Source organism: Lutibacter sp. (assembly GCF_033723435.1).
Lineage (GTDB): Bacteria > Bacteroidota > Bacteroidia > Flavobacteriales > Flavobacteriaceae > Lutibacter.
This window is the reverse complement of the sequence record NZ_JAWVXC010000002.1, coordinates 400,694-413,475: the sequence shown is the minus strand read 5'-3', so window position 1 is coordinate 413,475 and position 12,782 is coordinate 400,694. Positions and strand designations below refer to the sequence as shown.

The window sequence follows — 12,782 nt, the reverse complement described above, 5'->3', positions numbered from 1 at the left end:
AAATGTGTGGATTTAAAATAAACATCCGTATTGTTTTATATTTAATTATTTAATTTTAAAGTTATTAATTCATCTTTTTTAAAGCATTATAAGCATTATGGCTCCCATTGCTGCAGCACCTGCCCCCCAATATAGCCAGTTTGTGTTTGAATGTGATTGATTATTGTTCACATACATTTTAGGAGCCTGCTTAAACTTATTTAAACATTCCACGGAATCGAAATAATATGTATTATCAAGGTAAACTGTAGAAAATTGTGTTTGATTAATATCAACAGAATCTCCACAAACTATATCTTTTGCTATGCTGGGATTTTTTTGATGCACGCTTGACGTATGATTTGGTGCCAACATCATACATGATGAAAGAAATAACAAACCATTAAGTAAAAAAATCATTTTAATATATTTCATTGTTATTTAATTAAATTATTCTTTCCATTTTTTTATGGATAATATATTATATAAGGTCGCGATACTAAAACCAATTAATGCCCAGAGTACAAATGTTTGTAACACACCAAATAAATTATTGGTAATTGAAACATTCATATTAATGATAGAGGTTGTATCTAAACCGTGCAAAAAGTTATTGAAAAACTTAACAGTATTCTGTTGGCCTAGTATAGCCATAAAAATAATGCATCCGAAATACACTAGCACACCTGTTAAACCAAAGGCAATACTCATTTTTTTTGCAGATAGTTTATTCATAATCGTATTTTTTAATTGTTATTTTAAATTTTAATACTTCTTAATCGTAATGAATTTGTAATAACCGAAACTGAACTAAAACTCATGGCTAAAGCCGCAATGATTGGTGATAATAAAATTCCAAATACAGGGAATAAGACACCAGCCGCAATTGGTACACCTAAAACGTTATACGCAAAGGAGAAAAATAAGTTTTGTTTGATGTTTTTCATCACTTCATGACTTAAATTTTTTGCTTTTACAATACCTTGTAAATCGCCTTTAACCAAAGTTATTGTAGCGCTTTCTATGGCTACATCGGTACCGGTTCCCATAGCAATTCCTACATTGGCTTGTGCCAATGCTGGTGCATCATTAATACCATCACCCGCCATGGCAACTACTTTTCCTTTTTCCTGCAGTTTTTTAATTAGTGTTAATTTATCTTCAGGTAAACAACCGGCTTTAAAATTGGTTAGGTGTAATTCATCAGCTACCGCTTTAGCAGTATTTTCATTATCACCAGTCATCATAATAACTTCTACGCCTTTTGCCATTAACGTTTTTACAGCTTCTTTACTAGTTAATTTTATGGCATCGGAGATGCTAACATAACCAACCCCTTTTTGGTTAACAGAAATATAAGAAACGGTTTTACCCAATTTTTGTTCTTCAATAATTTTAGTTTTTAAGTCATCAGAAATAGTTGCTTTCATTTTGAGCATTAATTTTTCATTCCCTAAGGCAATTTTCTTTTTAACAACCGTACCGATAACGCCCATACCCGCTATAGCCTCAAAATCGGTAACTTTACTTAATTTAGATTCATTTTCTTTGGCATAATTAACTACAGCTTGAGCCAATGGATGCTCGCTGTATTGGTTTAATGATGCTATTTGTTGTAATAAATCGGATGAGTTACCTTCTAAGGCTATTACTTTTTCGACAGAAGGTTTTCCTTCGGTAAGCGTTCCGGTTTTATCGGTAATTAAAACATTGACTTTATTCATGGTTTCAAGGGCTTCGGCATTTTTAATTAAAATTCCGCTTTGTGCACCTTTACCTACACCAACCATAACCGACATTGGTGTTGCTAAACCCAAGGCACAAGGACAGGCTATAATCAATACGGCAACGGCATTTACAAAAGCGTAAACTAGAGCAGGATTAGGTCCGAAATTTGCCCAAATAATAAAGGTTATTATGGAAACCAATACCACTATGGGTACAAAGTATTTTGATATGGTATCGGCTAATTTTTGAATGGGTGCTCTAGATCTACTTGCATCACTTACCATTTGAATAATTTGTGACAACAAAGTTTCAGAGCCTACACGTTCTGCTTTCATAATAAAAGATTGTGTGCCATTTATAGTCCCCGAACTTACCTTATCATCAACCGTTTTATCAACAGGAATGGGCTCTCCGGTAATCATTGATTCATCAATATTACTTTTTCCTTCGTAAATTACACCATCAACCGGAATTTTTTCTCCTGGTTTTACACGTAGCAAATCACCTTTTTTAATAGCATGAATAGGCACTATTTTATCCTCGCCATCAATAACTAATGTTGCTTCGGAAGGTGCTAATTTTAATAATTCTTTAATAGCGCCACTTGTTTGGCTATGTGCCCGAGCTTCTAATAATTGGCCTAATAAAACTAGGGTTAAAATAACAGCGGTAGCCTCAAAATACAAGCTTACATCACCTGACTCACCTCTAAATTCTTGGGGAAACACATCGGGATAAACAAGTCCTACTATACTGAATATAAAGGCGGCACCTGTGCCTATGCCTACCAATGTAAACATATTTAAATTCCAAGTAATGATAGATTTCCAAGCGCGTATAAAAAACATCCAACACGCATAAAACACCACAGGTAAGGTTAAGGCAAATTGCACCCAATCCCAGTTATATTGTTTCATTACAGTTAGTAAGGGATTACTTGGCAAGTAGGCAAATAAAGAAATTAATAATACTGGCACAGCAAAAATTGTGGCAATTTTCATTTTTTTTGCCAACTCATTGTAAGTTTTTTGCTCTTCACTTTCATCGGGTTCCATGGGTATTAAATCCATACCACAAATAGGGCAAGCACCAGGTTCGTCTTTAATTATATCAGGGTGCATTGGGCAAGTATATTTTGAACCTAGCACCAATTTTGGTTGCTCAATTAAATCCATACCGCAAACTGGACAACTTCCTGGTTTGTCATATGTTTTGTCTCCTTCACAGCCCATAGAACAATAAAAGATGCCTTTATTATTACTTGAACTATCGTTGTCGTGTGAATGGGTATGTTGAGGAGCTATTATTTTATGATTGTGATGCTCATGTCCCGTTTTTCCAATACTCATTTTTGGGATGAGTTTCATTTTACATTTTGGACAATTTCCAGGTTTATCACTAATAACTTCTGGATGCATAGAACAAGTGTATTCTGTTTTGATAGCTTGTGCGGGAAGTTCAACCAATTTCATCTTGCAAATTGGGCAATTACCGGGTTTATCATAGGTTTTATCACCCTCACAATGCATAGGACAGTGATATAATCCGCTGCCGGTTTTTTTAGAAGGTGTGTCGGATTTGTGGTGGCTGTGTGAGTGTGTATTACTAGCCTTTTTACCTTCAGCAGTTGGTGCTGAAATAGTATAATGTAGACCTGCAAGCAAAAGTGTTTGTTGCAATTTTTCTATAGGTATATGCGATGTCATTTCAACAACAACTTCTTCTTTTTTTAAATTAGCAGTTACTTTAGTAATTTCTTTTAAATTCCCTAAAGCCGACTCAACATTAGTTTTACAACCAACACAAGTCATTCCTGTTATTTTGTAGGTATGTTTCATAATAATTTAATTTTTAAAGATTAAAATTACTTATAACTATATTAGTTTTTTTATGAAATTTTATATAATTATTTAAAGCTGCTATTATAACTGCCACTAATATTTTAGACCAGCTTACTTTATCATTTAGTTTTTTTGCAATAACTAAAATATCATTAAACTAGTATTTTATTAAGTTTCAAAGGAAATGCCATTTCATTTAAGATATGTTTGAAGGAAGCTTTATTGAACATTATAGGATCGAATTCAATATACAGCTCATTTTGCTCTAGGCAAAGACTTTGAATTCCTGCTATCTTTAACAAGGGTTTAAATTTCAGGCGAAAATCATTTTGCTCTTCTAATGTGAGAGTCTTGTTTGTCTCTAATATTTCAAGTTTGAATAGATTTTTCATGATTATATTTTTAAAGGTTTATAATTATATTACTAAATGTTTTCAATAACTTTTTCAAGTTTTAATCTAATTTCATTTGCAATTTTTTCTAGTTCTTTATTCTCCACAGCCTGCATTGATGCCAGAGGGTTTACTGCAGCAACTTCAATAACGCCTGCTGCAACTTCTTGTACTATAACATTACAGGGAAGCATTGTTCCAATCTTTTCTTCTGCTTGTAATGCCTTATAGGCATATGGAGGATTACAAGCTCCTAATATTCTATATTTTTTAAAATCTACATCCAGTTTTTTCTTCAAGGTTGCTGTTACATCAATTTCTGTGAGTATACCAAAACCTGCTACTTTCAATTCTTGTGTAACTTTATCGATAACATCTTCAAAAGTTCCATTAATCATTTTGTCAAAATAATAGTTCATATTTTATTTATTTGAATTAATAATACGTTTTCTTTCCTCATATTCTTTCTTGGTAATTTCACCACTTGCGAACCGTCTATTTAGTATTTCTAAAGGATTTTCTCTTTTGAGGATTTGGCTTCTATTTTTTCTTGTGTAAAGGATACCACCTAAGAAGATAATTCCTAATGCAATAATCCATGTGTACATCATAACTTTATTATTTTACAGATTAAACTTTTTTTGATTGCTCTTTTCAAAACTAAGAGAATTGTAATACCTTCCTATTAGTTAATGGTTAAATCAAAAAATTATTAAAAAAAAATCGAAAATGGCAATGAGAAATTTTTAATATGTATTTAGCTTAGAGGAGTTACTTTTATAGCCATTTCCGATTCAAATTCAACAATGAGATTGTTAATTATTTTTTATATAGTTTAAATAATTTTGTTCTGATTCAAAATATAAAACATCTTGATTTCCTGCGGGTGCCATTGTGATGTAGGCTAACGCTTTATCTACTTTCTTTCCAGTTAACGGGTCATTTGCAAAGCGAGCACTTCTTATATTTTTCAATTTACCAACACAATCTTGGCAACACCCATAATACGTTTTGCCTTCAACCAATACTGGAATTTGATCAATTCCCATATATTTATTATTAACAAAACATACTAAACTTGGCTTAAGTTTTGTATTTTTTGTTATACTTGAATTTAGAGGAGCAACCTTTTCTTTAGAGTTTATTACGTTTTGATTTTTGTTTTCTTTTGTTGAAGTAGAACAACTAGAAATTATTACTAAAAGTGCTATTAAAGTGCCTAATTTAAATTTTGTGAACATAATTTTTTCTTTTTATTTGGTTAATAAAGTTGTGCCTGAGTAAGAAAAGAATGCGTTATTCAATCAAAATTAACTAACCTCTTGGAGTTACATCCTTTTCTTTACTTCAGGACTTTCTACTAATGTTTATTCACGTTTATGATGAATGCCCTTTTGCTGTGTATTTATTTTTTTAACCAAAGTCATGCCACATTTTGGACAATTACCTGGTTTATTGCTCACATAATCATGATGCATTGGGCAAGTGTACATTTTAGCCATTTTACTATGATCCATATTCATTTCTTTATTTTTCATGTTTATAGCATCCTCTTTCATATCCATTTTACCGTGATCCATTTGCATATTCATGTTCATTTTACTATGATCAATTTTCATTGAATCTTTTTTCATATTCATTTTTTTATCTTTCATGTTTTTCATGTTCATAGCGTCCTCTTTCATATCCATTTTACTATTATTCATTTGCATATTCATTTTGCTATGATTCATTTTCATTGAATCCATTTTCATAGGCGTTTCTTGCCCTTTTACGGTGGCAACTGTAAAAATTCCTATTGTTACAAGTGCGATTAAAATTTTTGTTTTCATTTTTTATTATTTTTAATTTATCATCTAACTTCTTTAAAATCAACTAATTTAGTACTTCAAATTTCTGATTATTCTTTTTTATTATTGTGCATAATTATGGTTAAATTGTATCTAATTTATTTCGAAAACCTGATGTTTTGAACTGAGATGGCGTTATTCCTGTAATTTGTTTGAATTGACGTGATAAATGTTGCGGACTGCTATAATTTAAGTCATACGATATTTGGCTTAGGCTTAATTCATTGTACATTAGCAGTTCTTTTGCACGTTCAATTTTTTGTTGAATAGTGAAATGTTCAATTGTATTTTCTTCTAGTTCAGAAAAAATTTTACTTAAATGTGAATAATCCGTCTTTAAAGTGGCTGCTAAAAAAGAAGAGTAACTTTGTGTGTTAGATTTTTGTTTGCCGTAGTGAATGTATTCAATTATTAAGGTTTTTATTTTATTTACTAAAATTGAATCGAGTTGATCTACTATTTGAAAACCTTCCTTTTCTAAAATTCGTTCTAAAGTTTCCTTTTTAGTAGCTACTAATTGTTGTTTTACATAAATTTTACCCAATTCAACTTTAACAAACTTAATGTTGTTTTTTGTTAATTCTTCCTTAACTACTTTAATACAGCGATCGCATACCATATTTTTAACTATTATTATATAATTTTGCGGTTCCATTTTTAATTGATTTAATTATTCTCCATCCCTAATCCGAATTTTACTTTCTACATTACTAACATAGATTAACCCATCACCACTATGACCAGTTTTAGCATGTTCTCTAATGGTTTGTACAATATTATCTACGTTTTTTTTATCGCAAACAAGTTCAATTTTAACTACTTTGTTATGTAAAAAAGGAAAATTTAAACTTGGAAATTCTGTATCAGGATCTGCGTAATCACCAACTCCTTCTCCTTCAAATACCGTAAAACAACAAAAGTGTTCTTTTTTAAGGTTTTGAGCTACGAAGTTTAATTTTTCTGGACGGATAAATGCTTTAATTTCTTTCATAATACTGCTATTAGAGGGTTATTTTTAATTTTTAAAATTTAAAAAAAATCCAAATGTTTTTATATAGATTTATAAGTATCTTTTATGCTGCCACAACTAGACATTGGACTTTTTTCTCCCATATAAGGGTTTACGATATTTTTCGAATTTGAAAGCCAATACGCACCATTACCATTTGCCATTGGGCAAAAGTTTTTATAAACTTTACCTTTTGTAATGCTTTCTTTAAAAAATGGAGCTATTGAGATAGTTAATTCTGCAAATAATTTACGTTGACCTTTTAAATCTGAGCTCTCAGCTAGTTTACTTGCTATTGCTATAGATTCTGAAGCTTTACCATAATTATTTAAAATGACTATTAACCTTTCTGATATCATTTTTACTTTCTGAATATTTGATTTTGTCAAAGCAGTATTAATCATTATATAATGCATATATGCCTTATTTAAATTGGAATCGTTAAATTGTATATTAGGACTTTGTTGCATTATATCACCTTCCATCATGCTTCTTTTTGCGTAAATCGTCTTTATTTTACTGTGGTTATGATTTTGTTGTGCATAGTTTGAAATTGATACACTTATTGTAAAAATGACTACTAAAATTGTTGTTAAATTTATTGTTTTCATGGTATAATATTTTTATTTATTATTTTTTAAAAACGAAATGAAAAACCTCCTCCAGCTCCAAATCTATTATCATAACTTCCAAAAACAGATATGTTTTTGGAAATTATATATTCCAACCCAGAATTCCATGTAATATCTTTTTGATAATTAATACCACTTGGTAATTTATTTGACCAATTAAAATTCGCTTTATATTCATAGTATCCAAAAATTACAGTTCTAGGAAATATCATTATTGATCTACTCAAACTAATATCTGGACGTAATTTACTATCTATTCGTACATCTAGATTAAATAAATAAGGGGTTAAATAGCGCATACCTATCACTGCAGTTGTAGTTATATTATTAAGATTATCCTTAGATGTATTTTCAAAATTAACGCCTCCAAAAATTCTAAAATAAGACTGCAAGTACCTTTCATAAGTGATTTCTGACTCTAAATTTTTATTCCACCCATATTCGGTAGTTATATTAAATTGATTTCTAATATTTGAAGTTGTAAAGTTAAATCCTATCATATGGGAGGCTATATCTGCATTGCTCCAAGAATAAAATCGATTAGTTTCATCTATAATTTTTGAAACAGGATACATTTTTAATCGTGTATCTCTAGGAGTTCCATAACTAACAACTCTTGCCATACCTCCAACTAAATGATATAAAATATGGCAATGAAAAAACCAATCTCCACTTTCATTACCATAGAATTCTATGGTTACTTTTTGCATTGGTCCTACATTAACCGTATGTTTTAGTGGAGAATAATCGCCATTTTTATTAATAACTCTAAAAAAATGACCGTGTAAATGCATTGGATGACTCATCATTGTCAAATTATTAAGTGTAATCCTTGTTACTTCACCTGATTTAATTTTAATTTTATCAGCTTCAGATAACGGCTTACCATTCAAGCTCCAAACGTAGCGTTGCATGTTTCCGGTAAGGTTTAATAATATATTTTTAACAGGAATATCCTTACTAAAACTAGTCTTATTTGGTGATTTTAAATAATCATAATTATATTTAGAAAATAGATTTTTACTTGTCCTTTTCATTATCATATCCATACCAGCCATTTTTTTATTTTTTGAACTAGACATTTTCATACCATATTTTTTCATCATCTTATAGGGGTCACTTTTACGTGAATTAAAAACGAGAGCTGGTGCACCCATCTTCATATCCATTTTTGCTATTTTTTTCATCATTTCAATCTTATCAGGTTTTGGTACATCAAGAGCTACAAGTTTTTTTCCTGTTCCTAAAAAGGCAGATGTTTTTCCTGTACCATCTTGTGATGTTGCTCTAATTTCAATTCTCCCATTTTCAGGTATCGTTACTATAAAATCATAAGTCTCTGCAATTGCAATAAAAGTTTTGTTTCTTTTTACGGGGACTATATTTTTACCATCTGCTGATACTAAAGTAGGTGTGTCACCTCCAAAAGTTAACCAGAATGAAGTAGAAGCACCTGCATTTATAATTCTAAGCCTTACCTTTTCTCCAGGCTTAAAATCAGTATAATTTTGAACAGACTTACCATTAACTAGAAAAGCAGGATAATAAATATCGGCAATATCAGCACTTTCCATACGTTGTTTCCAAAATTTTAATTGTGCACTAAAAGCTCTTCTTTTTAATACCTCATTTAGCGGCGTTGAGGTGCCTTTTTTTATATTATACCAATCACTTCCTCGTTTTAATGTTTTTAATACACTTGAAGGTTTTTCATTAGTCCAATCAGAAAAAACCAACACCAAATCCTTATCATAAGCTATTTTTTTTTCTTTAGGTTCAATTATAATTGAACCATAAACTCCTATTTGTTCTTGTAATCCCGTATGTCCATGATACCAATAAGTACCAGATTGTTTTAATGGAAACTCATATTTTTCCGTATGACCTGGTCTTATAGGAGGTGTTGTTAGGTAAGGAACTCCATCATAATAATTTGGAACTAATAAACCATGCCAGTGAACTGAAGTTTCAACATCCATGTTATTTCTAACATAGATTACTGCAAATCCACCCTCTTTAAATTTTAATGTAGGACCAGGTATGGATCCATTAATAGACATTGCATTTACTTTTTTTCCTGCAAGATTTACTTTTGTTTTATTAATATTTAAATGATAAACTGTGGTATCTCCTTTAATTTCAGTTAACAAATCTTTTTTTTGTTGAGCGTAATTTATTGTTGTTACAACAAATGCCAACATTAACAAAATGAATTTCAAATTTATTCCTTTCATATATTTTAAGTTGTTATTATTTAATTTTTATATTGTTTTGTAACTTCTCCACAGGTTGGCATTGCATTGCCATAAAAAGGATTTTTAATGACTTTATCATAACTTAGCCAATAAGTTTTTTTCATAGAGCAATACTCTAAATAAAGTGGTTTATCAGCATTTTTAAAACCAAATTTATCAATAGATTCTCCTAGAGCAGGACCTAACTTCGCAAAATTAATTCTTTGATTTTCAATATCTTCAGCGTTGATAATATTTATTGTTGCTAAATTTAATATTTTTAAATCTTTCATCCATTCGTTATGAGCATCGCCTAAAAGAAGCAACATATCTACATTGTTTAAAGCATTTTTAACTTTTTCTGACTGTGCTTTTGCTTGTGCAAAATCACCTTTAAAAAGAGCATCTTTTAAATTAATATAAGTGTCAATAACGCTTCCTAATTGTTTTTTAAACTTAGAATCAATTTTAGATTTGTCTATCATAACCATGTTTTTAGCAGGTTTTTTCATTTTTTTCATTTCCGCATCGCTCATTTTAGACTTCTTTTTGTTGCCTCCACCCATATCCATTCCAGCCATTCCGCCAGTGTTGCCTTTTGCTCCAGTTGGATTCATCATACTTTTTTGACCAATTAGTTGTGCCGAAGCATCAATTCTGAATACGCCATTGGTTGCAATAACTTCACCTTCTTTTAGACCTTTTTCTACAATATAAAAATCGCCCATATCTTGTCCTAAAATAATTTCTCTATACACAAATGAAATGGTTTTTTTATGAGGTACTTTTACATAAACTACAGCTCTTTTTCCTGTCCAAAGTACTGCGGATTTTGGGACTATAATGGCATTTTTAACATTAGTTAATTTCGCTTTAATAATACCATTAGCATACATTTCAGGTAGTAATTTACTTCCAGGATTTTTGATTTCTACTCTAACTTTTGCAACTCTTGTGGCTGACGAGACAAAAGGATCTATATAGGTTACTTTTCCTTTAAAATCTTTGTTTGGAATTGCACTGATAGTAAAATCTATTGTGTTTCCAACTTGTATCCAAGGAATATCTGCTTCGTAAGCTTCAAACATTACCCAAACGTCATTTAAATCTGCAATATCATATAAGTTAGTTCCTTCCATAATATGATCTCCTAATTCTACATTCCGTTTCATTACGTAGCCTGAATAATCGGATAAAATATCTATTTGCTCTTGTACCTTTCCTGATTTTTCAATAGCATTAATCTGGCTATCAGATAATTTCCATAATTTTAATTTATTACGTGATGCCGTATATAATTGAGGGTAAATTTTTCTTGATTTGATAGCTTCAAATAATTCTTTTTGAGCAGAAATTAAATCAGGGGAATAAATGCGAACAATTTTTTGTCCTTTGTGTACTTTTTCACCTGTAAAGTTTACATACAAACGTTCAATACGTCCCGGAATATGAGAAACTTGAGAGTATAAGCGTCTTTCATCAGGCTTTACTTTTCCTAGTAGGTGAATTTCTTTGACAGCATTTCCTTTTTCAACTACAGAAGTTTGAATATTTGCCAATTGTATAGCTTCAGGTGTCATAACAATTTCATTGGAAGCTATTTTTTCTCCAGTTTCCTTGCTATCATCTAAAGGAATAAGAGTCATTCCACAAATAGGACATTTTCCTGGTTTTTTCATTCTTATTTGTGGGTGCATAGAACAAGTCCATAATTTTGTAACAGGGTCTTGAACAAAATTATGCTCACCTTCGTTGTGAGAGGGTTTTGTATTATCTCCAGAAAACACGTTTCCTAAAATAATTCCGAGTATTAAAATACTGATTGCTATGATATAATTTTTATATTTTTTCATAATATTCTTTATTTTCCAATTAAATAGTTCATAAATGCTATGGCAGCATTTTTATCAATTAAGGCTTGTTGATATGCCAATTCATATTTTAATAACTGACGTTCTATGCGTAATACTTCTTCAAAATCTTTTGCATCTGTAGAGTAAGAGGTAATTAAAACATCTAGTACTTTTTTTGCTATTTGTGCTTGTTTTTTGTTTAATGCTATTCGTCTTTCGCCATCACTATAATTTTTATAGGAAGAAGTATAAATAGTGCTTAACACATTTTTTTTATCTTCTTTTTTATAGGTTTCGGCTTCTTGTAATAACTTTGCCTCTTTAATTAAGGCTTTGTATTTCTTTCTGAAAATAGGTATTTTAATTCCTACAGAAGGAAACAAAAATGCATCTTTACCATTGTCAACAGCAGTTGAAGAAGGATTTTTATCCACCACGGTATAATTTAAACCGATATTAAATTTAGGTAATCCTTCTTTTTTAGCAACAACTTCTTGATTTTCAAAAGCATTTAATCGGTAATCTATACTTTTTAACTGATGGTTATTATTATAAATTTCATCTAGCATATTTAACTTATCAAAAGGCAATTTATCCTGCCACAAAGTATCGGGTATTTCAATACTATTAGAAACTTCTCTGGCTAATAAATTATTAAAATTAGTTTGGATAGTATTTTTTGTATCCTTAAATAATGCCAACTTATTTTCTAAATCATTCAACTCTAATTCCACACGTAATTCATCCACAATAGATGCTTTTCCTGCTTCAATTTTAACTAAAGACAATCGTTTAAAAACCTGTAAAATATCCATATTTTGTTTGGTTATATTAATGGCTTTTTCCATAAAATAATAATTATAAAAAGCTGTTTTAACCTCAAAAAATAGATTTGACTTAGTATTTTCAAATTTTTCAAACTTAGCTTTAGCCATGTCAGTTGCTACATTTTCTTTTGCTTCTAACAAACCAAACCAAGGAAAACTTTGGGCTAAATTAAATTTCCATTTTTGAGGCCCAACACGTGTTTCCACAGGTTCAATAAAATAACCAAATGCAACTTGAGGATCCGGTAAAGCGCCTACTTGAGGAACTTTTTCCATAGCAGTCATATATGCACTGAATGTTGCTTTTAATTCAGGATTATTTTCGGCTGCAATTTTCAGGTAATTTTCTAAAGTGGTCTGACTAAAAGCGTTAGCACTTAGTAGTAACAACCAACTAAAGAAAATTAAGTTATAAATTTTTAGGTTCATTTTTATAA

At 30.4% G+C, this 12,782-nt stretch carries 14 protein-coding genes; all 14 read right to left on the bottom strand.

What is annotated here, in order from left to right:
• Positions 1-78: 78 nt before the first annotated feature.
• The 14 genes from R3342_RS04820 to R3342_RS04755 all read right to left on the bottom strand — a co-directional run bounded on the left by R3342_RS04820 (position 79) and on the right by R3342_RS04755 (position 12,774).
• On the bottom strand, positions 79-399 hold the full coding sequence (locus tag R3342_RS04820; RefSeq protein ID WP_318938545.1) for a YHS domain-containing protein: 321 nt from the start codon (positions 397-399) through the stop codon (positions 79-81).
• A 30-nt stretch (positions 400-429) separates the two neighbouring features.
• Complete coding sequence (locus tag R3342_RS04815) at positions 430-714, bottom strand: DUF5676 family membrane protein (RefSeq protein ID WP_318938544.1); 285 nt, start codon at positions 712-714, stop codon at positions 430-432.
• Positions 715-737: 23 nt separating this feature from the next.
• Positions 738-3,545 (bottom strand): heavy metal translocating P-type ATPase, encoded by a 2,808-nt coding sequence (locus R3342_RS04810; RefSeq protein ID WP_318938543.1) that lies wholly within the window; start codon positions 3,543-3,545, stop codon positions 738-740.
• A gap of 155 nt (positions 3,546-3,700) precedes the next feature.
• Positions 3,701-3,940 carry a hypothetical protein gene (locus R3342_RS04805; protein ID WP_318938542.1) on the bottom strand — a complete coding sequence of 80 codons (240 nt, stop codon included), beginning with the start codon at positions 3,938-3,940 and terminating at the stop codon, positions 3,701-3,703.
• Positions 3,941-3,972: 32 nt separating this feature from the next.
• On the bottom strand, positions 3,973-4,359 hold the full coding sequence (locus tag R3342_RS04800; protein ID WP_318938541.1) for a DUF302 domain-containing protein: 387 nt from the start codon (positions 4,357-4,359) through the stop codon (positions 3,973-3,975).
• Positions 4,360-4,362: 3 nt separating this feature from the next.
• Positions 4,363-4,551, bottom strand: a complete 189-nt coding sequence (locus R3342_RS04795; protein WP_318938540.1) for an SHOCT domain-containing protein — start codon at positions 4,549-4,551, stop codon at positions 4,363-4,365.
• A gap of 204 nt (positions 4,552-4,755) precedes the next feature.
• Positions 4,756-5,181, bottom strand: a complete 426-nt coding sequence (locus tag R3342_RS04790; RefSeq protein WP_318938539.1) for a hypothetical protein — start codon at positions 5,179-5,181, stop codon at positions 4,756-4,758.
• A 126-nt stretch (positions 5,182-5,307) separates the two neighbouring features.
• Entirely contained in the window at positions 5,308-5,694 is a 387-nt protein-coding gene (locus R3342_RS04785; protein WP_318938538.1) for a heavy metal-binding domain-containing protein, read from the bottom strand.
• Between the two features lie 178 nt (positions 5,695-5,872).
• Positions 5,873-6,445: a helix-turn-helix domain-containing protein gene (locus R3342_RS04780; RefSeq protein ID WP_318938537.1), complete on the bottom strand. Its 573-nt coding sequence runs from the start codon at positions 6,443-6,445 to the stop codon at positions 5,873-5,875.
• A gap of 15 nt (positions 6,446-6,460) precedes the next feature.
• Positions 6,461-6,781, bottom strand: a complete 321-nt coding sequence (locus tag R3342_RS04775; protein WP_318938536.1) for a P-II family nitrogen regulator — start codon at positions 6,779-6,781, stop codon at positions 6,461-6,463.
• Between the two features lie 59 nt (positions 6,782-6,840).
• Complete coding sequence (locus R3342_RS04770) at positions 6,841-7,410, bottom strand: hypothetical protein (RefSeq protein ID WP_318938535.1); 570 nt, start codon at positions 7,408-7,410, stop codon at positions 6,841-6,843.
• 26 nt (positions 7,411-7,436) lie between these two features.
• Positions 7,437-9,665, bottom strand: coding sequence for a multicopper oxidase domain-containing protein (locus R3342_RS04765; RefSeq protein ID WP_318938534.1), 2,229 nt, complete (start codon positions 9,663-9,665; stop codon positions 7,437-7,439).
• Between the two features lie 20 nt (positions 9,666-9,685).
• Entirely contained in the window at positions 9,686-11,518 is a 1,833-nt protein-coding gene (locus tag R3342_RS04760) for an efflux RND transporter periplasmic adaptor subunit (protein ID WP_318938533.1), read from the bottom strand.
• An 8-nt stretch (positions 11,519-11,526) separates the two neighbouring features.
• A complete protein-coding gene (locus tag R3342_RS04755; RefSeq protein WP_318938532.1) occupies positions 11,527-12,774 on the bottom strand; it encodes a TolC family protein in 1,248 nt (415 codons plus the stop codon).
• Positions 12,775-12,782: the final 8 nt, after the last annotated feature.

Excerpts from the sequence above, each read along its gene's own strand:
- R3342_RS04820 (WP_318938545.1), bottom strand. The coding sequence starts at position 399 with ATGATTTTTTTACTTAATGGTTTGTTATTTCTTTCATCATGTATGATG.
- R3342_RS04815 (WP_318938544.1), bottom strand. The coding sequence starts at position 714 with ATGAATAAACTATCTGCAAAAAAAATGAGTATTGCCTTTGGTTTAACA.
- R3342_RS04810 (WP_318938543.1), bottom strand. The coding sequence starts at position 3,545 with ATGAAACATACCTACAAAATAACAGGAATGACTTGTGTTGGTTGTAAA.
- R3342_RS04805 (WP_318938542.1), bottom strand. The coding sequence starts at position 3,940 with ATGAAAAATCTATTCAAACTTGAAATATTAGAGACAAACAAGACTCTC.
- R3342_RS04800 (WP_318938541.1), bottom strand. The coding sequence starts at position 4,359 with ATGAACTATTATTTTGACAAAATGATTAATGGAACTTTTGAAGATGTT.
- R3342_RS04795 (WP_318938540.1), bottom strand. The coding sequence starts at position 4,551 with ATGATGTACACATGGATTATTGCATTAGGAATTATCTTCTTAGGTGGT.
- R3342_RS04790 (WP_318938539.1), bottom strand. The coding sequence starts at position 5,181 with ATGTTCACAAAATTTAAATTAGGCACTTTAATAGCACTTTTAGTAATA.
- R3342_RS04785 (WP_318938538.1), bottom strand. The coding sequence starts at position 5,694 with ATGAAAATGGATTCAATGAAAATGAATCATAGCAAAATGAATATGCAA.
- R3342_RS04780 (WP_318938537.1), bottom strand. The coding sequence starts at position 6,445 with ATGGAACCGCAAAATTATATAATAATAGTTAAAAATATGGTATGCGAT.
- R3342_RS04775 (WP_318938536.1), bottom strand. The coding sequence starts at position 6,781 with ATGAAAGAAATTAAAGCATTTATCCGTCCAGAAAAATTAAACTTCGTA.
- R3342_RS04770 (WP_318938535.1), bottom strand. The coding sequence starts at position 7,410 with ATGAAAACAATAAATTTAACAACAATTTTAGTAGTCATTTTTACAATA.
- R3342_RS04765 (WP_318938534.1), bottom strand. The coding sequence starts at position 9,665 with ATGAAAGGAATAAATTTGAAATTCATTTTGTTAATGTTGGCATTTGTT.
- R3342_RS04760 (WP_318938533.1), bottom strand. The coding sequence starts at position 11,518 with ATGAAAAAATATAAAAATTATATCATAGCAATCAGTATTTTAATACTC.
- R3342_RS04755 (WP_318938532.1), bottom strand. The coding sequence starts at position 12,774 with ATGAACCTAAAAATTTATAACTTAATTTTCTTTAGTTGGTTGTTACTA.